We start from the raw sequence: 24,181 nt of genomic DNA on the forward strand, positions 1-24,181 counted from the left end.
CCGATCGCACACTGCGGCCATGAAACAAGCCACCCCCGATGCATCCGATGCATCCGATGCACCCGATGCACCCGATGCACCCGATGCACCCGACACCACGATCGACCCGGTCGCCGCCGCCACGCACGCCGACCCCTACCCGTACTACGCCGCCCTGCGCGAAGGCCCGCCGCTCGCCTGGCACGACGCCCTGCGCGTGTGGGTCGCGAGCCGCGCCGACGTCGTCGCACAGGTGCTGCAGGCGCACGGCCCGCTGCGCGTGCGGCCGGCCGCCGAGCCGGTGCCGCGCGCCATCGTGGGCAGCGCTGCCGGCGAGGTGTTCGGCCACCTGGTGCGCATGAACGACGGCGCAGCGCATGCGGCGCACCGGCCCGCGTTGCAGCGCGGGCTGGCCGGGCTCGACCTGAACGCGGTGCGCGAAGCGGCGCTGCGGGTGGCGCAGCGCGTGCCGCGCGAGCAGCCGCTGTCGGACACGCTGTTCTCGATGCCGGTGCGCGCGGTGGCGCACCTGCTGGGCCTTGCCGACGAGGCGTTGCCGCAGGTCGACCGGTGGATGCGCGACTTTGTCTCCTGCCTGTCGCCGCTGTCCACGGCGGCGCAGTTGCAAGGGGCCAGCGCCGCGGCGGGCGAACTGATGACGCGCTTCGAGGCGCTGGTTGCCGGTGCGCCACCGCGGCGCGGCTCGTTGCTCGAGGGTGTGTTGGCCGGTGTGCCGGCAGAAAGCGCGGCGCCTTCGCGCGCGCTGCTCGCGAACCTCGTCGGGCTGCTGTCGCAGACCTGCGACGCCACGGCGGGCTTGCTCGGCAACAGCCTGGTCGCGCTGATGCGCGAGCCCGCGCTGCATGCACAGACCCGCACGCGCGACGGGCTGCAGGCCATCGTGGAAGAAACCGCGCGGCACGACCCCTCGGTGCAGAACACGCGACGCTTCGCGGTGGAGCCCGTCGCCATCGCCGGCACCACGCTGGCCGCGGGCGATGCGGTGCTGGTGCTGCTGGCCTCGGCGAACCGCGACCCCGGCTTCAACCCAACCCCTGACCGCTTCGTGCTCGTGCGCGCGCAGCGGCGCATGCTCGGCTTCGGCCACGGCATGCACGCCTGCCCCGGCCAGCCACTGGCCTGCACGCTGGCGGCGGCCGGGCTCGAAGCCTTGCTGCAACGCGCGCCCGACCTCGAAGCGCAGCGCCTGCGCGGCTGGGGCTACCGGCCGTCGGCCAACGCGCGCATTCCGGTGTTCCACTGACCGGTGCCCGCGAGGTGCGGCGACAGCGCGGCATCGCCCCAGCGCAGCGGCAAGGCCGCGGGGCGGCGCAGCGCGTGCGTCACATGAAAGCGCATCAGCCGCTCCGCACCCTCGAAGGCCTCGACCTCGGGGCCGTTCCATACGATCTCGGCCGTGACCGCCAGGTGCAGCAGGTCGCCGCTGTCGAAGTCGATGAAGAGCAGCCCCGCGCGCGGGTGCACCGCCAGGTTGCCCAGCGTGTTGAAGAAGCGGTTGCCGTTGAAGTCGGGCACGGTGAGCGTGTCGTCGCCGTCGATGCGCACGAAGCCGGGACGGCCGCCGCGGTGCGACACATCGACGCCGTGCGAACTCGCGTCGGCCTCGTCGCCTTGCGCCACTTCGTTCGGATACGCGGTGGCGATGAACAGCGTGTCGGCGCTGCCGATGAGGCGGTGCGCGGCCAGGTCGAGCTTGTCGAGCCACTGCACCGGCGGCTCGCCGCCACGCACCGGGGCCAGCACGGGCTCGCGCGCCTGGATGTAGCGCGGGCAATTGCCGAAGCTCTGCTGCACCGCGACCATGAACCCGCCTGCATCGAGCGACTCGACCGTGCCGTTCATGCGGTTGCGCCGCCGCGTGTGCGGCTCGATGCCGAGCAGGCCCAGCAGCGCGCCCTGCTTCAGCTGGCCCGCCAGCGGATCGCCCGCCGCGGGCAAGGCGCCGACATGCAGGTGCGCGGCGTCGGGCGACTGCATGAAGCCGGCCGGCGCGGCCAGCGCGCTGGCCCAGGGCTGCAGCTCGGCGTCGAGGCTGCCCACCATCAGGAACGGCAGCTGCGCGAAGAACGCGCGGTGCTGCTCGGGCATGCGGTCGCGGATGATGCGCGAGCCGAATTCCTCCATCTGCTCGCGCGAACCCGCGAGGGTCTGCAGCGCGCGCTCGCCCGCATGGAAGGGCGCGGCGATCATGCGACCGCCTCCGGCCGCGCCGGTGTACCAGCCGGCGTGCGCGCTGGTGTGCCAGCCATGGGCACGAAGCCCGGCAAGGCCTCCACCCGTTCCAGCCAGCCCCGCACCTGCGCATAGGCCTCCAGCGACACGCCGCCCTCGGGCGCATGCGCCACGTACGCGTAGTTCGCGATGTCGGCCAGCGTGGCGTGCTCGCCCGCGAGGAAGGGCTGCGACTGCAGGTGCTGCTCCATCACCGACAGCAAGGCATGCGCGCGCGTGGCGATCTCGGTGGCGTCGCCGCCCTTGCCGAACAGCGCCAGGATGCGGGCCGCCGCGGGGCCGTTGGCCAGCGGACCGGCGGCCACCGAGAACCAGCGCTGCACGCGCGCCGCGCCCACCGCGTCGCGCGGCATCCAGCGCGCGGGGTCGCTCGCGTAGCGCTCGTTCAGGTACACCAGGATGGCGTTGGAATCGGCCAGCACCAGCTCGCCGTCTTCGATCACCGGCACCTGGCCGAAGGGGTTGAGCGCGAGAAACGCGGGCGTGCGGTTTTCGCCGCCGCCCAGGTCGAGCTCGATGTGTTCGAAGGGCAGGCCCAGCATGGCGAGGAACAGGCTCACGCGGTGCACGTGGCCCGACAGCGCGAAGCCGTGGAGCTTGATGGGCTGAGTGGCCTGTTCCAGGGGGCGGGTGACATCGGCGTTCATGCGGCGGCTTTCTGGCGTGGAGGTTGCAGGCGTGGAGGTTCGCAAGCCTCGATTGTTCTCTCTTGCGTCGAACGAATGAATAGCCATTGCTGTATTTGACTGCTGCGTTTTCCGGTTTAATCGCGGCCATGGACCGTTTCAAAGCCATGCAGACCTTCGTGCAGATTGCCGACCAGGGCAACCTGACCCGCGCCGCCGCGGCGCTCGGCACGTCGTTGCCCGTGGTGGTGCGTTCGCTGGCCGCGCTGGAGGCGCACCTGGGCGTGCGGCTGTTCCACCGCACCACGCGCCGCCTGTCGCTCACCGAGGAAGGCCGCCACTACCTGCCGAGCGCGCGCGATGTGCTGCACGCGGCCGACGCCGCCGACCTGGCGCTGAAGGCCGAGGCGCGCGAGCCGGCGGGGCAGCTCACCATCGCGGCGCCGGTGCTGTTCGGCCACATGTACGTGGCGCCGGCGATCGTGCGCTTCATGCAGCGCCACCAGAAGGTGCGCTGCAGCGTGCGGCTGCACGACCGCGCGGTGAACCTGCTGGAAGAAGGCGTGGACGTGGCCATTCGCATCAGCCCGCTGGAAGACTCGTCGTTGGTGGCGCAAACGCTGGGCACCATCCGCCGCGTGGTGGCCGCGAGCCCCGCCTTTCTCGCGCAGCACGGCATGCCGCGCCACCCGCGCGAACTCGAAGGCGCGCCCTGCGTGCGCGGGCGCGTCGACGCCCCCTCGCAGTGGCTGTTCCGCGAGGGCGGCAAGCCGATCGGCGTGACGCCGGACGCGCGGCTGGAGTTCAACCACATCGCGCCGGCCATCGAGGCCTGCGCGGCGGGCATGGGCTTCGGCACCTTCTTCTCGTACCAGGTGCTGCCGCATGTGGCGCAGGGCCGGCTGGCGCTGGTGCTGGAAGACTTCGAGCCGCAGCCGCGGCCGGTGAACGTGATCTACCCGAACGCGCGGCTGCTGCCGGCGCGCACCCGCGCGTTCATCGAGTGGATGAAGGCGGAGTTCAGCGGGCTCAGGCTCTAGCGTTCGGCCGGCGCGGCCGGGTCCGCCGGGTCGGCTGGCGGCAGCAGGTAGGGCGCGAGCCAGTCGATGTTCGGCAGCTCGCGGCTGTCGTGCAGGCACACCTCCGAATGCTGCTTCAACAGCGGCCAGCCGCCGTGCGCAAGCTGCTGCGCGAGCGCCTCGACGCGGGCATCGAAGCCGGCCCGCGGCTCGCGGCTGCGCAGCGTGACGAAGCAGGTGTCGCGCAAGTTGTCGCGCGACAGCTGCGCGCCGTGCACCTTGCACAGGGCCTGCAGAGCGGCCATGTCGTTCGGCTGGCGCAGCTTGCCGCGCCACTCGAAATACCGGCCCTGGTAGCCGCCGTAGCCGTGATGGCCGTGCTCGCCATGGAGGCCGCTGGGGCCGAAGCGCTCCAGGTCCTGCACCGGCGCATCGACCTTCACATCGAGCACGGCCACGCCCGCATGCGCCAGCCATTGCGCGAGCGCCATCGCTTCGGCGCGGGCTTCTTCCAGGTCGGCGCGCAGCCAGGCAGTGGCCGAGGGCTGGCGCTGCGGCGGCGGCCCACCGGGCCGGTGGCCATGCGAGTCTGGATGCGGATGTGGCTGCGGATGGTGATGGTCGATCAGCAGCGGCCGCAGGCCGACCTGCTCGCAGGTGGCGACGAACAGCGGAATCTGCGAATCGTGCAGCGCGCCGCAGGTCAGCTGCAGCTCCAGCATGCCCTTCATTGCGGCACCGCCGCTTCGGGCAACGGCTTGCCGTCGCACAGCGCGGCGGCGTCCAGCGCCATGCCGCGCACCGCCTCTTCGAGGCCCAGGTTCAGCACCGTCATGAACTCCCCGTTGCCGCTGGCGAAGTTGGTGCGCGTGCCCATGCCGTGGTACTGCCGCACCACGGTCTCGCCGCCGGGCAGGCGGTAGCCCACCTTGAGCACCACGTGCGACACCAGGTTCAGGTCGACCGACCAGGCGTGCGCGAGGCGCAGCGCGACCTCCGCCGTGACCTGCCTCGGCGCCGGATTGCCGGGCGGTGGCGCCGCCACCGGCTGAAAGCCGTAGCGGCGGGTCGACAGCAGCGCGCCGCGCGTCCACGCGGTGGCGTCACCACTGCGCAGCGACTGCACCGAGCGGGGCGTGGCATGCACGGTCGGCAGCATCACGGTGAGGTTGCCGACGTTGGCCTTGTTGCTGCGCGCGTCCTCGATGCGGGGCAGGTACAGCGTGCAGCCGCGCACCAGCCGCACCGGTGCATTGGCCGCGGACTCGGGCTGCTCGGCCCGCGCCGAGGCCTCGGGCGCGGTCTCGAAGACCATGGGCAGCGGCTCGCTCTCGGTCACGGCGCGCGAGACGCCCGGCAGTGCACTGAGCAGTGCGCCGAGCAGGCACGGCACGAAGGCGGTCGAAGGCCGTCCCCTCACGGCGCCGCGCTCCGCACCGAGTACAGGGCGCCGTCCTGGTCGCGGAACAGCACGCGCCCCGGCTGCTCGTCGAAGCTGTTGCCGGCCAGCGTGACCCACGAGCCGTTGACGTTGAAGCGCGCGGTCTTCACGCCGGCGGAGCGGGCACCCGCGATGTCCATGGCCAGCGCATGCAGCGTCTGCGCGAGCGACTCGCGCATCACGCCGCGCAGCACCTGGGCGTCGTTGGCCGTGAGCCGCCGAATGACGGCCGAGCGCGCCGTGCCGCCGATGGGCGTCTGGAAGATGACCGACGCGCGGTAGCTCGGCTCGCTGCGCCCGTCCTGCCACAGCAGGGCCGAGGTGCGCGTGGTGAAGGCGCCCAGGCCGGGCTCCAGCGCGTACTGCAGCAGCAACTGCAGGTAGGCCGGGCCGCCGCGGGTGGCGGCGATGCGCGCGTCCTGCTCGGCCTTCAGCGGCATGGCCGCGAGCAGCTGCGAGGAGCGCACCTTCAGCGGGAACGTGGTCGGCTCGGCCAGCGCGATGTCCAGGGCCTTGGCGGCTTCGACGCGGTAGTCGTAGTCGAGCAGCGGGCCGACGATGGCCTGCACCTCGGCGCTCATGGCCTTCTGGCGCGACTGCTGCACCGACGAATCGATCAGCGCGCCGACCAGGCCGCCGCCCAGGGCCGCGCTCATGCCGGGCGGCTGCGCGGAGAACATGAAGCTCTCCTGCGCGACGACCACGCGCACGTCGACCTCCTGCACCTTGCCGCGGTCGGCCGAGGCCAGGGGTTTATGAACCGGTGAAAAGGGGGCGCAGGCGCCGAGCGACAACAACGCAAGCGGCGCGAACCATGCGAACCACGCGAGCCGGAAACGCAGCATTCCTTGGGCCTCCCCCCGCCAAATGCAGATTGGCAAAAACTGTTATCGATTGTGACGCCGCCGGCTGCACCCAAGTTGCGCCGCTTGTCCATCGATTGAAGCGATGGGACGCGCTGTTGCGCGGCTGCGTCAGAATGGCCGCGTGCCGCCTTCCTCCCTCCCCACCCCACCCCCCGCGTCTTCACCTTCGCCTTCGTCGTCCCTTCCACCGTCCCCGCTCTTTCGCGCGAGCCAGCTTCGCAAGCGCTACGGCGACACCACCGTGGTCGACGACCTGTCGTTCGAGATCGCGCCCGGCGAATGCCTCGGCGTGATCGGCCCGAACGGCGCGGGCAAGACCACCACCATCCGCATGTGCCTGGGCCTGACCGCGCCCGACGGCGGCACCATCGAGGCGCTGGGCCTGCAGATGCCGCGCGACGCGCTGGCCATCAAGGCGCAGCTGGGCGTGGTCACGCAGTTCGACACGCTGGACCCCGACTTCAGCTGCGCCGAGAACCTGGTGGTGTACGGCCGCTACTTCGGTTTCGGCAAGGCGCAGGTGCGCGCGCGCGTGCCGCAGCTGCTGGAGTTCGCGGCGCTCTCGCACAAGGCCGACGCCAAGCCCGGCGAGCTCTCGGGCGGCATGCGCCGGCGGCTGTCGCTGGCGCGCGCGCTGGTCAACGACCCCAAGCTGCTGCTGCTCGACGAGCCCACCACCGGCCTCGACCCGCAGGCGCGCCACCTGATGTGGGAGCGGCTGCAGGTGCTGCTGCAGCAGGGCAAGTCGATCTTGCTGACCACGCACTTCATGGACGAGGCCGAGCGCCTGTGCTCGCGGCTGCTGGTGCTCGACCACGGCCGCAAGATCGCCGAAGGCAAGCCGCGCGACCTGATCGCCGAGCACCTGGAGCCCGACGTGGTCGAGGTGTACGGCAACGGCGCGCTGGCGCTGGCCGAATCGGCCGAGCTGAAGGCGATGGCGGCGCGCGTGGAGGTGAGCGGCGAGACGGTGTTCTTCTACACGCAGGACGCGCGCCGGCTGCTCGACGCGCTCACGCGGCACGGCGGGCTGCGCACCTTCCACCGGCCGGCGAACCTGGAAGACCTTTTCCTGAAACTCACGGGTCGCCAGATTCGCGAGGACGGCTAGACCATGAACACGACCACCACGACATCCGCCCAAACAGCGAACCCGTCCGCCATCGCGCCCACCCCTTCGGTGTGGCGCGCGCCCGAGCTCTCGATGCGCTGGTGGCCCGTGTTCCTGCGCAACCTGCTGGTGTGGCGCAAGCTGGCCATTCCGAGCCTCATCGGCAACATCGCCGAGCCGCTGATCTGGCTGGTGGCCTTCGGCTACGGCATGGGCGCGCTGGTGGGGCAGGTGGCGGTCGACGGGGTGAAGGTGCCCTACATCCTGTTCCTGGCCAGCGGCTCGATCTGCATGAGCGCGATGAACGCGGCCAGCTTCGAGGCGCTGTACTCGGCCTTCTCGCGCATGCACGTGCAAAAGACCTGGGACGGCATCATGAACGCGCCGGTGGGGCTGGAGGACATCGTGCTGGCCGAGATGCTGTGGGCGGCGTTCAAGTCGATCTTCACGGTGACGGCCATCCTGTTCGTGATGCTCGGGCTGGGCATCAGCCACAGCCCGAAGCTCGTCGTCGCGTGGCTGGTGCTGATTGGCGCGGGCATCACCTTCTCGTCGATCGCGCTGATCTTCAATGCGCTGGCCAAGGGCTACGACTTCTTCACCTACTACTTCACGCTGTTCATGACGCCGATGATGTTCCTGAGCGGCGTGTTCTTTCCGCTCGAACAGCTGCCCGCGGCCGTGAAGGCGGTGGCCGCCTGGCTGCCGCTGACCAACGCGGTGGCGCTGGTGCGCCCGCTGTTCATGGACCAGTGGCCCGCCGACTGGTGGCTGCACGCGGCGGTGCTGGCGGTGTACGCGGTGGCGGCGTTCTGGCTGGCGCTGGCGCTCACGCGCAAGCGGTTCAGGGGCTGAACGGCCGCCATCTGCAGCAGGCCGAGAGGCTGTTCCACCCGCGCGTCAGAGGCTGTAACGGGGCCGGCCACAGAGGGTCTTCGGTGTAGACTGCCGAGTTTTTCGGACTGGCGGTAACTGGCTGTATGGCGCAAGTTTCAGGGCGCACAGGATTCAACGGCTCGGCGCTCGTTCGCTTGCTTTCACGGCTCTCGCAGGTCGATGTTCGCGAGCCCCGGCAAGTCACCGCGGACCGGCTGAGCCAATGGTTCGGCTGGACCGATGCCATCTCACTTTCCGCCGCATTGAACGGCACCCCGGCGGCCTCGCCGTCCGGTGCGCGCGCGAGTACGGGCAAGGGCGCCGACGCGGAAGCGAACGAATGTAACCGCGTGCGCGCGGCGCTCACGAGCGCCATCGTGCAGGACAGCACGTTCGTGCAGGCGCCTGCGGCCGCTTCGACGGCCTCATCCAAAACGCCCAAAGCGTCCAACACGCCCAACACGCCGAAGGCCGCCATCGCCCTCACGCCCGGCCCCGAAGGCCCGAAGGACATCGCCATCGACCCCCAGGCCGCGCCGGCCGCACCGCTCCCGCTGACCGACTTCGCCCCCTACCGGCAGCGCTACCTCGCGCGCCAGCAGGCGATGGACGCGGCCGTCGGCCCGTTGCGCGGCCGGCTGCGCGCCCGGCTGGCGGGCAAGTCGCCCGCCATGGCGCGGCTCGCGGCGGTGGACGTGGTCATGGAGCAGGTGCTGGGCGCGCAGGAGCGCAGCCTGCTGGGCAGCGTGCCCACGCTGCTCGAAAAGCATTTCAAGCGCCTGCGCCAGGCCGCCCCCGAGGGCTGGCTCGACGCCTTCCACCAGGACGCACGCGACGTGCTGCTGGCGGAACTCGAACTCCGATTCCAACCTGTGGACGGGCTGCTCGAAGCCCTTCGCGCAGAACACAAAGACATTCCCCAATGAACAGAATCCTTCATCACGCGGTCATGGCCGCGGGCCTGGCCGTGGTGGCCTGGGCCGGCGCGGGCTACATCGGCTCGAACCCGCTGGCGCTCGGCGTCACCTTGCTGGTCGGTGCGTTCTACGTGATGGGGGCGCTGGAGCTGCACCGCTTCCACCAGGCCACCTCCACCTTGAGCAAGGCCGTGGCCGAACTGAACGCGCCGCCGACCAGCCTGGGCGCATGGCTGGCCCAGCTGCACCCCTCGCTGCAGAACGCGGTGCGCCTGCGCATCGAGGGCGAGCGCGTGGGCCTGCCCGGCCCGGCCCTGACGCCGTACCTCGCCGGCTTCCTGGTGCTGCTGGGCATGCTGGGCACCTTCCTGGGCATGGTCGTCACGCTGAAGGGCACGGGCATCGCGCTGGAAAGCTCGACCGACCTGCAATCCATTCGCGCCTCGCTCTCCGCGCCGGTGAAGGGCCTGGGCCTGGCCTTCGGCACCTCGGTGGCGGGCGTGGCCGCATCGGCGATGCTGGGCTTTGCCTCGGCGTTGAGCCGGCGCGAGCGCATGCAGGCCGGGCAGTTGCTCGACAGCAAGATAGCAACCACCCTGCGCCCGTACTCGCAGGTGCACCAGCGCGAAGAGTCCTTCAAGCTGCTGCAGCGCCAGGCCGAGGCCATGCCCGAACTGGTGGGCCAGCTGCAGGCCGTGATGGCCGCCATGGAGCGCCAGAGCCTGGCGCTGAACGAACGCCTTGCCGCGGGGCAGGACAACTTCCACCACCGCACCGAGGCCGCCTACGTCGGGCTGGCCGCGTCCGTCGACAAGTCGCTGCAGCACAGCCTGACCGAAAGCGCGCGCATCGCGAGCGCGGCGATCCAGCCCGTGGTCGAGGCCACCATGGCCGGCATCGCGCGCGAAACGGCCTCGCTGCACGACACGCTCGCGCAAACGGTGCAGCAGCAGCTCGACGGCCTTTCGAACCGCTTCGAGGCCACCACCGGCCGCGTGGCCGACACCTGGAAGCTGGCGCTCGCCGAGCACCAGCGCACCACCGAGGCGCTGTCCAGCGAGGTGCGCGGCGCGCACGACCGCCTGGCCCAGGCCTTCGGCGAGCGCTCGGCCGAACTGGTGGGCAGCGTGGCCGCGCGGCTCGAAGGCACCGTGGCCACCGTGTCGGACACCTGGGGCAGCGCGCTGGCGCAGCACCAGCGCGCCAGCGAGAAGCTGTCCGCCGACACGCAGCAGGCCCTCACCGCCGCGGCCGCCACCTTCGAGCAGCATTCCGCCTCGCTGCTGGGCACCGTCGGCCAGGCGCACACCGAGCTGCAGGGCGCGCTCGCTTCGCGCGACGAACAGCGCCTGGGCGCATGGAGCCAATCGCTGGCGTCGATGGCCGATGCGCTGCGCCACGAATGGCAACAGGCCGGCGCGAACACGCTGGCGCAGCAGCAGCACCTGCTGGAGACCATGGCCCAGACCGCGCGCGAAATGTCGGCCCAGACCGAAGCGCATGCGAAGAGCACCACCGCCGAAATCGCTCAGCTGCTGCAGGCCGCCGCCGAGGCGCCACGCGTCGCGGGCGAAGTGATGGTGTCGGTGCGCGAGAAGCTCGCCGACAGCATGGACAGCTGGCAGGCCACGTTGGCAGAACACCAGCGCACGACCGAGGCGCTGTCCGCCGATGTGCGCGGCGCGCACGACCAGCTGGCGCAGACCTTCGGCGAGCGCTCGGGTGCGCTGGTCGACAGCGTGGCGGCGCGGCTCGAAAGCGCCGTCGGCACCGTGTCGACCACCTGGGGCAGCGCCCTGGCGCGGCACCAGCAGGCGAGCGAGAAGCTGTCGGCCGACACGCAGCAGGCGCTCACCGCCGCCGCCGCCACCTTCGAGGCGCATTCCGCCTCGCTGCTGGGCACCGTGGGCCAGGCGCACGCCGAGCTGCAGACCGGGCTGGTGGCGCGCGACGAGCAGCGCCTGTCCGCCTGGACGCAGTCGCTCGCGTCGGTGGCCGATACGCTGCAGCACGAATGGCAGCAGGCCGGCGCGAACACGCTGGCGCAGCAGCAGCAACTGCTGGAGACCATGGCGCAGACCGCGCGCGAAATGTCCGCGCAGAACGACGCGCACGCCACGAACACCACGGCCGAGATCGCGCAGCTTCTGCAGGCCGCCTCCGACGCGCCCCGCGTCGCGGCCGAGGTGGTGGCCGAGCTGCGCCAGAAGCTCTCCGACAGCATGGCGCGCGACAACGCGATGCTCGAGGAGCGCAGCCGCATCCTCGAGACGCTGTCGACCCTGCTCGACGCCGTGAACCACGCCTCCACCGAGCAGCGCGCCGCGGTCGATTCGCTGGTGGCCGCGTCGGCCGACGTGCTGGAGCGCGTGGGCAGCCGCTTCACCGAGAAGATCGACGAGGAAACGAACCGCATGTCGGGCGTGGCCGCGCAGATCGCGGGCGGCGCCGTGGAGGTGGCCAGCATGGGCGAGGCCTTCGGCCTGGCGGTGCAGCTGTTCAGTGAGTCGAACGACAAGATGGCCGCGCAGCTGCAGCGCATCGAAGGCGCGCTGGGCAAGTCGATCTCGCGCAGCGACGAGCAGCTGGCGTACTACGTGGCGCAGGCGCGCGAGGTGATCGACCTGAGCATCATGTCGCAGAAGCAGATCGTGGAAGACCTGCAGCGCGTTGCCGACCGGCAGGCGGCCGTGGGCAGCGAGGCGTGATGCACGACCAACTCGACGGTGGGGACGGCGGCACCGAGCCGGGCGTGCCCGTATGGGCGGTGTTCGGCGACCTGATGTCGGGCCTGCTGGGCGCCTTCGTGCTCATCCTGGTGTGCGCGCTGGGCATGCAGCTGGAGCTGGCGACCAAGCTCGAGTCGGAGGTGCAGCAACGCGAGGCCGAGGCCAAGCGCCGCCAGACGCTCGAAGAGGCGCTGGCGGGCCCGCTGGCGGCGGGCCGCGTCACGCTGACCAACGGGCGCATCGGCATCAGCGGCAACGTGCTGTTCGCCTTCAACTCGGCCGACCTGCAGCCCGAAGGGCGGCAGTTGCTCAAGAGCCTGGCCGGCCCGCTGTCGGCGTACCTGCGCTCGCGCGACGAGATCCTGATGGTGAGCGGCTTCACCGACGACCGGCAGATGCGCGACAACGCGCGCCAGTTCGCGGACAACTGGGAACTGTCGGCGCAGCGCGCGCTCACGGTGACGCGCGCGCTCATCGAGTCGGGCGTGCCTTCGTCGTCGATCTTCGCGGCGGCCTTCGGCGCGGAACAGGCCGTGGCGTCGAATGCCGACGCCGACGGCCGCTCGAAGAACCGGCGCGTGGAGATGGCGCCCACGCCGCGGCCCTCGCGGTCGAACACGGGCGCGGGCACGGGCATGGGCACGAAGGCCCGCGAGTAGCCGTGAGCACCAGTGACACCGTGAACGACGCACCCGCGTTCGATGCGGGCGCCGCGCTTGCGGCATTGCGCGAGCGCGACGCGCACAACGCCGATCCGGTGCGCTTTCGCTTCATCGAGGCGATGGCGCGGCGCGCGGATGCGCACGGCGGCGACACCCGGCGCATGCTGGACGAGCGCATCGCGCAGCTGCTCGCGGCGTACACGGAAGCCAATGCAGCAAATGCAGGAAACGCAGAGGCATTGGCGCAGCGGCCCGGTGCCATCGCCGCCGCGCAAGAACCATCGCCCGAGCGCAGTGCTCGCAGTGCGCGCAGCGCGCTCGCCGAGCTTGTCGAGCACATCGCGCAGCATGCGCCGGCGCCTGCGGTGGGCTTGCCATCGGGCGGCACCACGCCCGAGCTGAAGGCCGTCACCTACTTCCGCAGCACCTGGTCGAAGCTCAGCGCCGAGCGGCGCCTCACGCAGTCGCTGGCCAAGGTGCCCGACAACGCGGGGCCGCTCAACTCGCACCATCTGGTGCACCGCGCGCTGCTGCTGATGCGCGACCTCTCGCCGGAATACCTCAACCGGTTCATGTCCTACGTCGATGCCCTGTTGTGGATCGACCAGGCCAATGGCAGCATGGCGGCCGCGGCGGCCAGCGCGCCGCGCACCGAAAACACCAGGAAGACGGGCCGCGGCAAGGCCGCGTGACGTCAGCGGCCAGGCCGCTGAAGTCGCTGAAGTCACTGAAGTCACTGAAACAGAAGCTTTCGATTTATATTGCACGCAATTCAATTGCTCGCTACACTTCAGCCCATGCGCTCCACCCCGGCCCCCCACGACGAAATGCTCAAGCTGGACAACCAGCTGTGCTTCGCGGTGTATTCCGCCTCGCTGGCCATGACGCGCCTGTACAAGCCCGCGCTCGAAAAGCTGCAGCTCACGTACCCGCAATACCTCGTCATGCTCGCCCTGTGGGAGCAGGACGGCCCCACGGTCTCCGCGCTCGGCGAGCTGCTGTCGCTCGACTCGGGCACGCTCACGCCGCTGCTCAAGCGGCTCGAGGCCAACGGCTACGTGGCGCGCGTGCGCGACGTGGCCGACGAGCGGCGCGTGCACATCACGCTCACGGCCGCGGGCCGCAAGCTGAAGACCAAGGCGGCCGACGTGCCCGCCTGCCTCATGGCCGCCACCGAATGCTCGGTGCCGGAACTCATTGCGCTCACGCAGCAGATCCAGACGCTGCGCGACCGCATCAAGAAAGCCGCGTGAACCCGCGCGGCCGTGTCCACCCCCGTCCCTTCCTCACTTCACCAAAGGAAATCACCATGACCACCAAGCTCGACAAAGTGCTCTACACCGCAGAAGCCCACACCGTCGGCGGCCGTGACGGCGCAGGCAAGTCCAGCGACGGCGCCATCGACGTCAAGCTGAGCTCGCCCGGCTCCGGCAAGCCCGGCACCAACCCCGAACAGCTGTTCGCGGTCGGCTACGCTGCCTGCTTCATCGGTGCGATGAAGGCCGTGGGCCCGAAGATCGGCGTGAAGGTGCCTGAAGACGTCGCCATCGACTCCAGCGTTTCCCTCGGCCCGACGAACGGCGGCGCCGCCTACGGCATCGCCGTGAAGCTGGCCATCACGCTGCCGGGCCTGGATGCGGAAGCCAAGCAGAAGCTGGTCGACACCGCCCACCAGGTGTGCCCGTACTCGAACGCCACGCGCGGCAACATCGACGTCGAACTGACGATCGCCTGATCGCCCCGTTCGGCACACAAGAAGGCGGCCCGGCAACGGGCCGCCTTTTTTTTGCGCGCGCCGACGTCCACTGTTGTCTCACGGGTGACGCTGAAACGCCCCGCGCGGTAGCGCCTTTCACCGAGCTTGGCTAACGTCGCGGGCACATCCACCGCCGGAGCTTCACCATGAGCACGACCAGCCTTCTCGTTCGCAAAGACCAGCTCGCCACCACGCGCCTGCACACCGCCACCGACGAAGCCCTGGCCGACGGCCAGGTGCGGGTGCGCATCGACAGCTTTGCGCTCACCTCGAACAACATCACCTACGCCGCCTTCGGCGACGCCATGAGCTACTGGCAGTTCTACCCGACGGGTGAAGAAGGCTGGGGCAGCATTCCGGTGTGGGGCTTCGCCAGCGTGGTGCAGTCGCTGCACCCGGGCGTGGCGGTGGGCGAGCGGCTGTACGGCTACTGGCCGATGGCCTCCAGCGCGGTGCTGAGCCCCGGGCGGCTGTCGCCCGAACGCTTCACCGACATGGCCGAGCACCGCGCGGCGCTGCCGGCCGTCTACAACCAGTACTTCCGCTGCGCGAGCGATCCGCTGTACACGGCCGGCACCGAAGACACGCAGTCGCTGCTGCGCCCGCTGTTCATCACCTCGTGGCTGATCGACGACTTCATGGCCGACAACGATTTCTTCGGCGCGAAGACCATGCTGCTGTCGAGCGCGTCGAGCAAGACGGCCTACGGCACGGCGTTCCAGCTCCACCAGCGGCACCAGGGCGAAGGCATCGAGGTGATCGGCCTGACCTCGCCCGCCAACGTCGGCTTCTGCGAAAGCCTGGGCTGCTACGACCGCGTGCTGACCTACGACGCCCTCTCGGCGCTCGACGCGGACACACCCTGCGTGTACATCGACTTCGCAGGCAACGGCGCGCTGCGCAACGCCATCCACGAACGCTTCACGAGCCTGAAGTACAGCAGCTCCATCGGCGGCACGCACGTCGAGCAGCTGGCGGCCAAGGGCGCGGGCAAAGACCTGGCTGGTCCGCGCGCCACGCTGTTCTTCGCACCCGCGCAGATCAAGAAGCGCACCGCCGAATGGGGCGCCGAGGAGTTCGGCCGGCGCATGGTCGCGGCCTGGCACGCGTTCATCGCCACGGTGAGCGATGCGAAGAATCCGTGGCTGCACGCCACGCATCACCATGGCGGCGACGCGGTCACCGCCGCCTACGCGCAGGTGCTCGCGGGCAAGGGCGACCCGCGCACGGGCCATGTCCTTTCTCTTTACAAACAACCCGCGAGCGCCTGAACCCGGCGGGCGCCGTGTGGCGACAATCGCCGCATGACCCTTTCCTCTGCAGCGCCCGCGAACAACCATCCTTACGAGAGCCTCACGCCCGACGTGGTGCTCGACGCGCTCGCGACGCTCGGCCTGTACGGCGACGGCCGGCTCACCGGCCTGAACTCCTATGAGAACCGCGTGTACCAGGTCTACCTGGAAGACCGCAGCGCGGTCGTCGTCAAGTTCTACCGCCCCGGCCGCTGGAGCGACGCCGAAATTCTCGAAGAGCACGGCTTCTCGCTCGAACTGGCCGCCGGCGAAGTGCCGGCCGTGCCGCCGCTGGCCTTCGAAGGCAAGACGCTGCACCACCACGCCGGCTTCGCGTTCAGCGTGAGTCCGTACCGCGGCGGCCGCGCGCCCGAGCTCGACAACTTCGAGGTGCTCGAATGGGTCGGCCGCTTCCTGGCGCGCATCCACACCGTAGGCAGCGCCAAGCCCTTCGAGGCCCGCCCCGCGCTCGACCTGCAGACCTTCGGCCTCGACTCGCGCGACTGGCTGCTGGAGAACGACAAGATCCCGCTCGACATGCAGCGCGACTGGGAAAAGATGTGCAACGAAGCGCTGGACATGGTGCGCGCCACGGCCCTCGCGCTGCAGCCGCCGGCCTCCGACTTCAAGCCGCGCAAGCTGCGCCTGCACGGCGACGTGCACCCCGGCAACATCCTGTGGACGCCCACCGACCGCCCCGGCGGCGGCCCGCACTTCGTCGACCTGGACGACGCGCGCACCGGCTTCGCCGTGCAGGACCTGTGGATGCTGCTGTCGGGCGACCGCGCGCAGCGCACCTCGCAGCTGTCGGGCCTGCTCGACGGCTACGAGCAGTTCCGCGAGTTCGACCGCCGCGAGCTGGCGCTGATCGAGCCGCTGCGCACGCTGCGGCTCATTCACTACAGCGCGTGGCTGGCGCGGCGCTGGGAAGACCCGATCTTCCCGATCAACTTTCCGTGGTTCGGCTCCAGCGACTACTGGAAGGGGCAGATCCTGGTGCTCGAAGACCAGTGCGAGCAGATGGCCGAGGAGCCTCTCTACGCTTAAAGGATGTCAGCCCCCCGGCTTTTCACCCCGCTTCGCGGCGTGTAATTCGCCACCCCCCGAGGGGGAGGCTCGGCCGCCTTGGGGCGGCCCGGCGTCGGCCGGTTTGGCATCGGCCACGCCTTGCAGCAAGCGCTCGACCAGCACGTTCGCCGGCCCGTTGCGCCAGATGCCGTAGGCCTCCGACTGCGCCACCGGCCGGTCCAGCGGCCTGAACACCGCGCCGCGCAGCGCCGAATGGCGCATCGCCTGCGGCACCAGCGCCACGCCCAGGCCCTGCGACACCAGCGACACCACGGCAAGCCAGTGGCGCACCTCGTGCCGCACCTCGGGCAGGAAGCCCGCGTCGGCGCAGATCGACAGGATGCGCTCGTGGTAGTCAGGTGAAGCCTCGCGCGAGAACAGCACGAAGGGCTGGTCGCGCAGGTCCATCGGCGCCAGCACGCGCTTGCGCGCCAGCGCATGGCCGGCCGGCACGCAGGCCACGAAGGGCTCCGACAGCAGCAGCCGGTGCTGCAGCTCCAGCGGCACGCGGCGCGTGTGGGCAAAGCCCAGGTCGAGCCGGTCGTTCAGCAGCTCGGTGATCTGCACGCCCGAATTCAGCTCGCTCAGCGTGATGCGCACCGCTGGGTGCTTCGCCTGGAACGCGCGCAGCGCCTGCGGCAGGCCGCGGTACAGCATGGCGCCGACGAAGCCGATGCGCAGCCGGCCCGCCGAGCCCAGCGCCACGTCGCGCGCTTCGATGGCCGCCTCTTCGGCCTGCAGCAGCACGCGCCGCGCCGAGATGCGCAGCGCCTCGCCGGCGGGGGTGAGCCGCACCTCCTTGCTGTTGCGCTCGAACAGGCGCGCGCCCACGGTTTCTTCGAGCTGCCGGATCGCCACCGACAGAGGCGGCTGCGAGATCGACAGGCGGCGTGCCGCGCGGCCGAAGTGCAGCTCTTCGGCGAGCACGGAGAAGTAGCGCAGGTGCCGCAGTTCCATGGATAGTCAGAACGAATAGAACAAGACCAAATCGATATTAGACACAGATCGTCGGGGCTTCAACAATGCGGCGAACCAGGAGACAAGAAGCCATGCCAGATCCCGTTGCACACGCTGCACATGCGGCGCCGCAAGCCGCATCCCTTGCGTCGCATCCCATCCCCGACCGCCACGGCCAGAACCTCTTCAGCACCGACACCGAGCTGCACGGCCTGCTCGCGCTCTACCTGCCCGACGACCTGCGCGCCCACATGCAGCCGCACTTCGAGCGCCTGGGCGGCCTCGCGGGCGGCCTGCTCGACGAGCTGGCCGGCACCGCCGACCGCAACCCGCCCACGCTGAAGCAGCGCACGCGCACCGGGCTGGACGAGCAAACGGTCGTCAAGCACCCGGCGTATGTCGAGATGGAACGCCTCGCGCTCAGCGAGTTCGGCCTGGCCGCCGTTTCGCACCGCGACGACACGCTGGGCTGGCAGGGCAAGATGCCGCCGCTCGTCAAATACGTGCTGACCTACCTGTTCGTGCAGGCCGAGTTCGGCCTGTGCTGCCCGGTGTCGATGACCGATTCGCTCACGCGCACGCTGAAGAAGTTCGGCACGCCCGAGCTGGTCGCCAAATACCTGCCGCGCCTGACCTCGCTCGACTTCGACGAACTGGCGCAGGGCGCGATGTTCATGACCGAGCAGGCCGCCGGCTCCGACATTGCCGCCACCGCCACGCTCGCGCACCAGGAGGCAGACGGCAGTTGGCGCCTCACGGGCGACAAGTGGTTCTGCTCCAACCCCGATGCCGATTTCGCGATGGTGCTGGCGCGCGCCGACGATGCGTCCGGCGGCTTGCCCGGCATGAAGGGCGTGTCGCTGTTCCTGCTGCCGCGCCGGCTCGACGACGGCAGCCTGAACCGCTACCGCATCATCCGCCTGAAGGACAAGCTGGGCACGCGCTCGATGGCCAGCGGCGAGATCCGCCTCGAAGGCGCGGTCGCGTACCTGGTGGGCGAGGCCGGCCGCGGCTTCGTGCAGATGGCCGACATGGTCAACAACTCACGCCTGTCGAACGGCGTGCGCGCCGCGGGCCTGATGCGCCGCGCGGTGGCCGAGGCCGAGTTCATCGCGTCCGAGCGCCGGGCCTTCGGCCGCACGCTGGAACAGATGCCGCTGATGCAGCGCCAGCTCGACAAGCTGCGCCTGCCGGCCGAGCAGGCGCGCACCATGGTGTGCCAGACCGCGCTGGCGCTGGCGCGTTCGGACGCCGGCGAGCCGGACGCCTACGCGCTGCTGCGCATCCTCACGCCGCTCCTCAAGTTCCGCGCCTGCCGCGACGCGCGCAAGGTGACGGGCGACGCGATGGAAGTGCGCGGCGGCTGCGGCTACATCGAGGAGTGGAGCGACGCGCGGCTGGTGCGCGACGCGCACCTGGGCTCGATCTGGGAAGGCACCAGCAACATCGTGGCGCTGGACGTGGTTCGCGCGGTGAAGCGCGAAGGCTCGCTGCCGGTGCTGCGCGCGCACTGCGAGAAGCTGCTCGACGACGCGCCGCTCGCCCCCGGCTACGCCAAGGCCCTGCGCGACGCGCTCGCACGCGCCGCCGCGCTGACCGAAACCGCCGCGCGCGAAGGCGGCGACGTGCTCGCGCGCCAGGCCGCCTCCGCGCTCTACCACTGCACCAGCGCCATCGCGATGGCCTGGGAGGCCGCGCACAGCGGCTCCGCGCCACGCCTGCGCTGGTCGCAACTGGTGCTGCTGCACCGCGTGCTGCCGCGCGACCCGCTCTCGCCCGACGCCATGCCGGCGGACTGGAACGCCGCCGCGGTCGCCACCACCGACCGCAACGACGCGGCGCTCGCCTGAACCTTTGCCCTGCCCCACACAAAGAACCGGAGACATCCCTTGAAACGCTCGACCTTCCTGCTGGCCGCCTGCGCCGCCACCGTGCTCAACGCCTTGCCCGCCGCGGTCCCCGCCGTGCAAGCAGCCGACGCCTTCCCCTCCAAGCCGCTCACGCTGGTCATTCCCTTTCCGCCCGGCGGTCCCACCGACGCCATGGCGCGCACGCTGGCCGCCGAGATGAAAGACCGCCTCGGCCAGCCCATGATCGTGGAGAACCGCGCCGGCGCGGGCGGCAACATCGGCGCCGAGTACGTCGCGCGCGCCGAGGCCGACGGCCACACGCTCATGTTCGGCACCTCGGGCCCGCTGGCCATCAACAAGAGCCTGTACCGCAAGATCAACTACGACCCGGTGAAGAGCTTCGCGCCCGTCATCCAGGTCGGCTACCTGCCCAACATCCTGGTGGTGAACCCGGCGCTGCCGGTGAAGAACGTGCCCGAGCTCGTGGCCTATGCCAAGGCCAACCCGGGCAAGCTCAGCTACGCCTCGTCGGGCAACGGCGCGTCGTCGCACCTGGCGGGCGTGCTCTTCAACTCCGTGGCCGGCACCGACCTGCAGCACATTCCCTACAAGGGCACGGGCCCCGCGCTCAACGACCTGCTGGGCAACCAGGTGAGCATGACCTTCACCGACATCCTCACCGCCCTGCCCTACGTCAAGGCCGGCAAGCTGCGCGCGCTGGGCGTGGCCACCGTCGCGCGCTCGCAGGCGCTGCCCGACGTGCCCACCATCTCCGAGCAGGGCTACAAGGGCTACGACGTGAGCGTGTTCTTCGGCATCGTCGCCCCGGCCGGCACCCCCGCCGACCGCATCGCCAAGCTCAACCATGCGTTCGCGGAGGTGCTGAACTCACCCAAGGTGAAGCAGATGTTCGCGTCCCAAGGACTGGAAGCGCCGGCCGATACCTCGCCGCAGAAGCTCGGGCAGTTCATTGGCAGCGAATCCGTGAAGTGGAAGGACGTGGTGCAGAAGTCCGGGGCGCAGCTGGACTGATTCGACCGTGGTCGTTCAGCGCGCGATCGTTGATCGGCCACGACCCGGCGGCCTGTTCAACCGCCCTGAACAAAGCAACGCAACGCAAATCACGGAACACAAGCAATGACCCACCCCCAAGGCGCCCTCGCCGGCATCCGCGTCCTCGACATCTCCCGCATCCTCGGCGGCCCCTACTGCGGCCAGATCCTCGGTGACCACGGCGCCGACGTGCTCAAGGTCGAGCCGCCGCAGGGCGACGACACGCGCACCTGGGGCCCGCCCTTCAAGGAGGGCGTGGCCTCGTACTACCACGGGCTGAACCGCAACAAGCGCGTGCAGCACCTGGACTTCTCGACCGAAGAAGGCCGCGACGCACTGCTCGCGCTGGTGGCCGAAGCCGACGTGCTCATCGAGAACTTCAAGACCGGCACCATGGAACGCTGGGGCATCGGCTACGAGACGCTGTCGCAACGCTTTCCGCGGCTCGTGTGGTGCCGCGTGTCGGGCTTTGGCGCCGACGGTCCGTTGGGGGCGCTGCCCGGCTACGACGCCGCCGTGCAGGCCATGACCGGCATCATGAGCATCAACGGCGAGGCCGACGGCGGCCCCCTGCGCGTGGGCCTACCGGTGGTCGACATGGTGACCGGGCTGAACGCCGTCATCGGCGTGCTGCTCGCCCTGCAGGAGCGCAACCGCAGCGGGCGCGGCCAGTTCGTGGAAGCCGCGCTGTACGACAGCGGCCTTTCGCTGCTGCACCCGCATGCCGCCAACTGGTTCATGGACGGCACCGCGCCGCGCCGCACCGGCAACGCGCACCCCAACATCTACCCCTACGACGCGCTCGCCACCGGCACCGACCCCGTGTTCGTCGCCGTGGGCAACGACCGCCAGTTTGCAAGCCTGTGCCGCTGCATCGGCCTGCCCGCCCTGTCGGACGACCCGCTCTACCGCAGCGCCGGTGCGCGCTCGGTGAACCGAGCCGGGCTCAAGCAGCAGCTGGAGGCCGCGATGGCCGCGTTCGACGGCCGCGCGCTGGTCGAGCAACTCATGGCCGCCGGCGTGCCCGCCGCGCCCGTGCTGCCGGTCGATGCCGCGCTGCAGCACCCGCACACGCTGCACCGCGAGATGGTGGTCGACATGCCGGGCGGCTACCGCGGCATCGGCGCGCCGGTGAAGCTCAGCCGCACGCCGGCCAGCTATCGGCATGCGCCGCTGACGCCGGGCGATGCCTTCCTGCCCACCGGCCCCGACGCTTCAACGCCGCATTGACGACCGGCCGCGGCCGATGCCGTAGTACGCGATGCCCGCGGCCTCGACCTGCGCCGCGTCGTACACGTTGCGGCCGTCGAAAAGCGCCGGCGTGCGCAGCGCCTGCGCGATGCGCGCGAAATCGGGCGCGCGAAACTCCGGCCACTCGGTGACCAGCGCCAGCGCGTCGGCGCCCTGCAGCGCCTCGTCGGCCGTGCCGCACCAGCGCACATCGCCACGTTCGGCGCGTTCGCCGACGATGTCGCGCGCCGCCGTCATCGCCGCCGGGTCGTAGACCTGCACGCGCGCGCCGGCCGCCCACAGCCGCTCCAGCAGCACCAGGCTGGGCGCGTCGCGCATGTCGTCGGTGTCGGGCTTGAAGGCCAGGCCCCACACGGCGATGGTCTTGCCCGCGATGCGGCCTTCGAAGTGGTGCGTCATCAGCTCGAAGAGGCGGCCCTTCTGCTCGTGGTTGGTCGCTTCCACCGCCGACAGGATGCGCAGCGCGTGGCCGCCGCGCTCGGCCGCGTGCTTCAGCGCGCGCACGTCCTTCGAGAGGCAGGAGCCGCCGTAGCCGGCGCCGGCCTGCAGAAAGTCGGGGCCGATGCGCCGGTCCGCGCCGATGCCGCGGCGCACGCTGTCGATGTCGGCGCCCGCCTGCTCCGCCACGCGCGCCATCTCGTTCATGAAGCTGATGCGCGTGGCCAGCATCGCGTTGGCGGCGTACTTGGTGAGCTCGGCGGAGCGGCGGTCCATCACCAGCAGCTGCTTCGGGTCTTGAACGAAGGGTTCGTAGAGCCGGGCCAGCAGCGCGATGGCCCACGGGTCTTGCGAACCGATCACGACGCGATCGGGCGCGCGGCAGTCGCGCACCGCCGAGCCTTCGCGCAGGAACTCGGGGTTCACCGCCACGGCGATGCGGTGCCGCGCGCCGCGCTGCGCGAGCTCGCCGGCGAGCACGGCCTCGACCTGGTCGGCGGTGCCCACGGGCGCGGTCGACTTGCACACCACCAGCGCCTCGCGGTCGCGGTGCCGGCCGATGCCCGCGGCCACCGCCATCACATGCCGCAGGTCGACGCGGCCCTGTGCGTCGGCGGGCGTGTTCACCACGATGAAGATCACCTCGCCATGCTCGCAGGCCGCGTGCGCGTCGGGGGTGAAGCGCAGCGTGCCGGCGGCCAGGCCGGCGGCCACCAGCGCGTCCAGCTCCGGTTCGTGCAGGGGCACCAGGCCGCGCTGCAGGCCCTCGATGCGGGCCAGGTCGGCGTCGGCGCACAGCACCTCGTGGCCGGCCTCGGCCAGGGTGGCGGCGAAGCTCAGGCCGACGTAGCCGGCGCCGAAGAGGCTGACTTTCATGACCATGCCCTCGGCGCGCTTGATGTGGCGCACTGGTCGCCGGCGCGGTTGTGCGATAAAAGCAGGATGGAAGCCTTCAAAACAATGTCCGGACAGGAAAATTCGATGATGCCCGATCAAGTTGCCGCGCGTTGCGCGCTGGTCCTGGAGACCAACAACCTGCGCGGCGGAGCCGATGCCGAGGCAAAGGCCAGCACCAGCCTGCAGCGCCTGGTCGCGTTGCTGGCGAAGCAGAAGCTGCCGCTCACCGCGCTGGCGCAGGTGATCGTCACGCACGACGGCTTCAGCCCCGCCACCTGCGAGGCCGTGAGCGCGCTCGCCGGCCGACCGGTCGAGTTCGTGCGCATCGACACCACCACCGGCTACTACGACGCGAAGAACGTCGGCTTCGAGGCCACCGACGCGCAGCGCTGCACCCACGTGGTGTTCGCCGACGCCGACTGCCTGCCCGACGACGACTGGCTGCTGCAGATGCTGCTGCCGTTCACGCGGGCCGACGCCCCCGCCGTGGTGGCCGGGCGCACCAGCTACGCGGCCAACGTGGTGGGCACGGCGCTGACCACCATCGACTTCATGTACTTCCCCAACGCCGACCATGCCGGCGCCACGAGCAACTTCTACGCGAACAACGTGGCCTTTCGCCGCGAGGTGTTCGCGCAGCACAGCTACCAGGCACTGGACGGCGTGTACCGCGCGCACTGCCAGGTACTGGGCATGCGGCTGAAGGCGGCGGGCGTGCCCATCCACTACGCCGCGGCCGCCCACACCGAGCACCGCCTGCCCGACACGCGCGCCGAGGCGCTCAAGCTGCGCTGGATGCGCGGGCAGGACACCTATTCGCTCACGCCGCACCTGCTGCGCAGCTATGTATCGCCGCGCTGGCAGTGGCTGGCCAGGAGCGGTCCGATCGGGCCGCTGGCCGTGCTGTTCACGCGGCTGGGCTTCAGCGTGAAGGCGCTGAACCACCAGGACCTGCCGCCCCTGCGCGGGCTGCGCTGGCTGGCGGGCGTGGCGCTGATCCTCGGGTTCTCGGCGGTCGACATGCTGGGCGCATTCGCGCGCGGCATCGGCTGGCACACCACGGGGCGCACCAACGCGGATGCGCAGGCGCTGTCGTACCACCGGCCCTGAGCCCGTCTCGAAATTCACAGCCTTTCGCTG

General features: G+C 70.6%; 23 protein-coding genes. 16 read left to right on the plus strand and 7 right to left on the minus strand.

What is annotated here, in order from left to right; all coding sequences use genetic code 11:
* Window positions 1-19: 19 nt before the first annotated feature.
* Complete coding sequence (locus AB6807_RS09025; RefSeq protein WP_371084301.1) at window positions 20-1,243, plus strand: cytochrome P450; 1,224 nt, start codon at window positions 20-22, stop codon at window positions 1,241-1,243.
* On the opposite strand, the gene AB6807_RS09030 is transcribed toward AB6807_RS09025, so the two are convergent.
* Window positions 1,201-2,190, minus strand: a complete 990-nt coding sequence (locus tag AB6807_RS09030; protein ID WP_371084302.1) for a pyridoxamine 5'-phosphate oxidase family protein — start codon at window positions 2,188-2,190, stop codon at window positions 1,201-1,203. The two genes, AB6807_RS09025 and AB6807_RS09030, sit on opposite strands and share 43 nt — an antisense overlap.
* Entirely contained in the window at window positions 2,187-2,879 is a 693-nt protein-coding gene (locus AB6807_RS09035; protein ID WP_371084303.1) for a glutathione S-transferase family protein, read from the minus strand. Before AB6807_RS09035 ends, AB6807_RS09030 begins: the two co-directional genes overlap by 4 nt.
* A 128-nt stretch (window positions 2,880-3,007) precedes the next feature.
* Between AB6807_RS09035 and AB6807_RS09040 the strand changes: the two genes are divergently transcribed.
* Window positions 3,008-3,898 (plus strand): LysR family transcriptional regulator, encoded by an 891-nt coding sequence (locus AB6807_RS09040; RefSeq protein WP_371084304.1) that lies wholly within the window; start codon window positions 3,008-3,010, stop codon window positions 3,896-3,898.
* Here the strand turns inward: AB6807_RS09040 and AB6807_RS09045 are convergent.
* Genes AB6807_RS09045 through AB6807_RS09055 form a run of 3 tightly spaced genes read right to left on the minus strand, consistent with a single transcriptional unit; the run spans window position 3,895 to window position 6,163 of the window.
* Window positions 3,895-4,608 carry a hypothetical protein gene (locus AB6807_RS09045; protein WP_371084305.1) on the minus strand — a complete coding sequence of 238 codons (714 nt, stop codon included), beginning with the start codon at window positions 4,606-4,608 and terminating at the stop codon, window positions 3,895-3,897. The genes AB6807_RS09040 and AB6807_RS09045 overlap by 4 nt on opposite strands.
* Complete coding sequence (locus AB6807_RS09050) at window positions 4,605-5,297, minus strand: hypothetical protein (RefSeq protein WP_371084306.1); 693 nt, start codon at window positions 5,295-5,297, stop codon at window positions 4,605-4,607. Before AB6807_RS09050 ends, AB6807_RS09045 begins: the two co-directional genes overlap by 4 nt.
* Window positions 5,294-6,163, minus strand: coding sequence for a hypothetical protein (locus AB6807_RS09055; protein ID WP_371084307.1), 870 nt, complete (start codon window positions 6,161-6,163; stop codon window positions 5,294-5,296). Before AB6807_RS09055 ends, AB6807_RS09050 begins: the two co-directional genes overlap by 4 nt.
* A 103-nt stretch (window positions 6,164-6,266) precedes the next feature.
* Here AB6807_RS09055 and AB6807_RS09060 point away from each other — a divergent pair, with 103 nt between their 5' ends.
* From AB6807_RS09060 to AB6807_RS09105, 10 genes are all read left to right on the plus strand, one after another.
* The gene (locus AB6807_RS09060; protein ID WP_371084308.1) at window positions 6,267-7,295 is read left to right on the plus strand and encodes an ATP-binding cassette domain-containing protein; all 1,029 of its coding nucleotides are present in this window, start codon (window positions 6,267-6,269) and stop codon (window positions 7,293-7,295) included.
* Window positions 7,296-7,298: 3 nt separating this feature from the next.
* The gene (locus AB6807_RS09065) at window positions 7,299-8,150 is read left to right on the plus strand and encodes an ABC transporter permease (protein ID WP_371084309.1); all 852 of its coding nucleotides are present in this window, start codon (window positions 7,299-7,301) and stop codon (window positions 8,148-8,150) included.
* A gap of 125 nt (window positions 8,151-8,275) precedes the next feature.
* A complete protein-coding gene (locus AB6807_RS09070; protein ID WP_371084310.1) occupies window positions 8,276-9,097 on the plus strand; it encodes a DUF3348 domain-containing protein in 822 nt (273 codons plus the stop codon).
* Entirely contained in the window at window positions 9,094-11,796 is a 2,703-nt protein-coding gene (locus AB6807_RS09075) for a DUF802 domain-containing protein (protein WP_371084311.1), read from the plus strand. Before AB6807_RS09070 ends, AB6807_RS09075 begins: the two co-directional genes overlap by 4 nt.
* Window positions 11,796-12,476: an OmpA family protein gene (locus AB6807_RS09080; protein WP_371084312.1), complete on the plus strand. Its 681-nt coding sequence runs from the start codon at window positions 11,796-11,798 to the stop codon at window positions 12,474-12,476. The genes AB6807_RS09075 and AB6807_RS09080 overlap by 1 nt, the downstream gene beginning before the upstream one ends.
* 2 nt (window positions 12,477-12,478) lie before the next feature.
* Window positions 12,479-13,171 (plus strand): DUF2894 domain-containing protein, encoded by a 693-nt coding sequence (locus tag AB6807_RS09085; protein ID WP_371084313.1) that lies wholly within the window; start codon window positions 12,479-12,481, stop codon window positions 13,169-13,171.
* 105 nt (window positions 13,172-13,276) lie between these two features.
* A complete protein-coding gene (locus tag AB6807_RS09090; protein WP_116910194.1) occupies window positions 13,277-13,732 on the plus strand; it encodes a MarR family winged helix-turn-helix transcriptional regulator in 456 nt (151 codons plus the stop codon).
* A gap of 56 nt (window positions 13,733-13,788) precedes the next feature.
* Window positions 13,789-14,214, plus strand: a complete 426-nt coding sequence (locus AB6807_RS09095; RefSeq protein ID WP_019657755.1) for an organic hydroperoxide resistance protein — start codon at window positions 13,789-13,791, stop codon at window positions 14,212-14,214.
* Window positions 14,215-14,381: 167 nt separating this feature from the next.
* Complete coding sequence (locus AB6807_RS09100; RefSeq protein WP_371084314.1) at window positions 14,382-15,506, plus strand: DUF2855 family protein; 1,125 nt, start codon at window positions 14,382-14,384, stop codon at window positions 15,504-15,506.
* A 33-nt stretch (window positions 15,507-15,539) separates the two neighbouring features.
* Window positions 15,540-16,574, plus strand: a complete 1,035-nt coding sequence (locus tag AB6807_RS09105) for a serine/threonine protein kinase (RefSeq protein WP_371084315.1) — start codon at window positions 15,540-15,542, stop codon at window positions 16,572-16,574.
* 6 nt (window positions 16,575-16,580) lie between these two features.
* Here the strand turns inward: AB6807_RS09105 and AB6807_RS09110 are convergent, their stop codons facing one another.
* Window positions 16,581-17,552 carry a LysR family transcriptional regulator gene (locus AB6807_RS09110; protein ID WP_371084316.1) on the minus strand — a complete coding sequence of 324 codons (972 nt, stop codon included), beginning with the start codon at window positions 17,550-17,552 and terminating at the stop codon, window positions 16,581-16,583.
* A 92-nt stretch (window positions 17,553-17,644) separates the two neighbouring features.
* Between AB6807_RS09110 and AB6807_RS09115 the strand changes: the two genes are divergently transcribed.
* From AB6807_RS09115 to AB6807_RS09125, 3 genes are all read left to right on the plus strand, one after another.
* Entirely contained in the window at window positions 17,645-19,402 is a 1,758-nt protein-coding gene (locus tag AB6807_RS09115; RefSeq protein ID WP_371084317.1) for an acyl-CoA dehydrogenase family protein, read from the plus strand.
* A 39-nt stretch (window positions 19,403-19,441) separates the two neighbouring features.
* The gene (locus AB6807_RS09120; protein WP_371084318.1) at window positions 19,442-20,434 is read left to right on the plus strand and encodes a Bug family tripartite tricarboxylate transporter substrate binding protein; all 993 of its coding nucleotides are present in this window, start codon (window positions 19,442-19,444) and stop codon (window positions 20,432-20,434) included.
* A gap of 105 nt (window positions 20,435-20,539) precedes the next feature.
* On the plus strand, window positions 20,540-21,685 hold the full coding sequence (locus tag AB6807_RS09125; RefSeq protein ID WP_116910199.1) for a CaiB/BaiF CoA-transferase family protein: 1,146 nt from the start codon (window positions 20,540-20,542) through the stop codon (window positions 21,683-21,685).
* On the opposite strand, the gene AB6807_RS09130 is transcribed toward AB6807_RS09125, so the two are convergent.
* Window positions 21,671-23,020, minus strand: a complete 1,350-nt coding sequence (locus AB6807_RS09130; protein ID WP_371084319.1) for a UDP-glucose/GDP-mannose dehydrogenase family protein — start codon at window positions 23,018-23,020, stop codon at window positions 21,671-21,673. The genes AB6807_RS09125 and AB6807_RS09130 overlap by 15 nt on opposite strands.
* Window positions 23,021-23,125: 105 nt before the next feature.
* Here AB6807_RS09130 and AB6807_RS09135 point away from each other — a divergent pair, with 105 nt between their 5' ends.
* The gene (locus AB6807_RS09135; protein WP_371084320.1) at window positions 23,126-24,151 is read left to right on the plus strand and encodes a glycosyltransferase family 2 protein; all 1,026 of its coding nucleotides are present in this window, start codon (window positions 23,126-23,128) and stop codon (window positions 24,149-24,151) included.
* The last annotated feature ends 30 nt before the right edge of the window (window positions 24,152-24,181 follow it).

The organism is Variovorax sp. RCC_210 (assembly GCF_041355175.1).
GTDB lineage: Bacteria > Pseudomonadota > Gammaproteobacteria > Burkholderiales > Burkholderiaceae_C > Variovorax.

Excerpts from the sequence above, each read along its gene's own strand:
- AB6807_RS09060 (WP_371084308.1), top strand. The coding sequence starts at position 6,267 with ATGGGACGCGCTGTTGCGCGGCTGCGTCAGAATGGCCGCGTGCCGCCT.
- AB6807_RS09040 (WP_371084304.1), top strand. The coding sequence starts at position 3,008 with ATGGACCGTTTCAAAGCCATGCAGACCTTCGTGCAGATTGCCGACCAG.
- AB6807_RS09110 (WP_371084316.1), bottom strand. The coding sequence starts at position 17,552 with ATGGAACTGCGGCACCTGCGCTACTTCTCCGTGCTCGCCGAAGAGCTG.
- AB6807_RS09125 (WP_116910199.1), top strand. The coding sequence starts at position 20,540 with ATGACCCACCCCCAAGGCGCCCTCGCCGGCATCCGCGTCCTCGACATC.
- AB6807_RS09045 (WP_371084305.1), bottom strand. The coding sequence starts at position 4,608 with ATGAAGGGCATGCTGGAGCTGCAGCTGACCTGCGGCGCGCTGCACGAT.
- AB6807_RS09100 (WP_371084314.1), top strand. The coding sequence starts at position 14,382 with ATGAGCACGACCAGCCTTCTCGTTCGCAAAGACCAGCTCGCCACCACG.
- AB6807_RS09130 (WP_371084319.1), bottom strand. The coding sequence starts at position 23,020 with ATGAAAGTCAGCCTCTTCGGCGCCGGCTACGTCGGCCTGAGCTTCGCC.
- AB6807_RS09025 (WP_371084301.1), top strand. The coding sequence starts at position 20 with ATGAAACAAGCCACCCCCGATGCATCCGATGCATCCGATGCACCCGAT.
- AB6807_RS09105 (WP_371084315.1), top strand. The coding sequence starts at position 15,540 with ATGACCCTTTCCTCTGCAGCGCCCGCGAACAACCATCCTTACGAGAGC.
- AB6807_RS09030 (WP_371084302.1), bottom strand. The coding sequence starts at position 2,190 with ATGATCGCCGCGCCCTTCCATGCGGGCGAGCGCGCGCTGCAGACCCTC.
- AB6807_RS09065 (WP_371084309.1), top strand. The coding sequence starts at position 7,299 with ATGAACACGACCACCACGACATCCGCCCAAACAGCGAACCCGTCCGCC.
- AB6807_RS09075 (WP_371084311.1), top strand. The coding sequence starts at position 9,094 with ATGAACAGAATCCTTCATCACGCGGTCATGGCCGCGGGCCTGGCCGTG.
- AB6807_RS09070 (WP_371084310.1), top strand. The coding sequence starts at position 8,276 with ATGGCGCAAGTTTCAGGGCGCACAGGATTCAACGGCTCGGCGCTCGTT.
- AB6807_RS09095 (WP_019657755.1), top strand. The coding sequence starts at position 13,789 with ATGACCACCAAGCTCGACAAAGTGCTCTACACCGCAGAAGCCCACACC.
- AB6807_RS09080 (WP_371084312.1), top strand. The coding sequence starts at position 11,796 with ATGCACGACCAACTCGACGGTGGGGACGGCGGCACCGAGCCGGGCGTG.
- AB6807_RS09090 (WP_116910194.1), top strand. The coding sequence starts at position 13,277 with ATGCGCTCCACCCCGGCCCCCCACGACGAAATGCTCAAGCTGGACAAC.
- AB6807_RS09035 (WP_371084303.1), bottom strand. The coding sequence starts at position 2,879 with ATGAACGCCGATGTCACCCGCCCCCTGGAACAGGCCACTCAGCCCATC.
- AB6807_RS09115 (WP_371084317.1), top strand. The coding sequence starts at position 17,645 with ATGCCAGATCCCGTTGCACACGCTGCACATGCGGCGCCGCAAGCCGCA.
- AB6807_RS09055 (WP_371084307.1), bottom strand. The coding sequence starts at position 6,163 with ATGCTGCGTTTCCGGCTCGCGTGGTTCGCATGGTTCGCGCCGCTTGCG.
- AB6807_RS09135 (WP_371084320.1), top strand. The coding sequence starts at position 23,126 with ATGATGCCCGATCAAGTTGCCGCGCGTTGCGCGCTGGTCCTGGAGACC.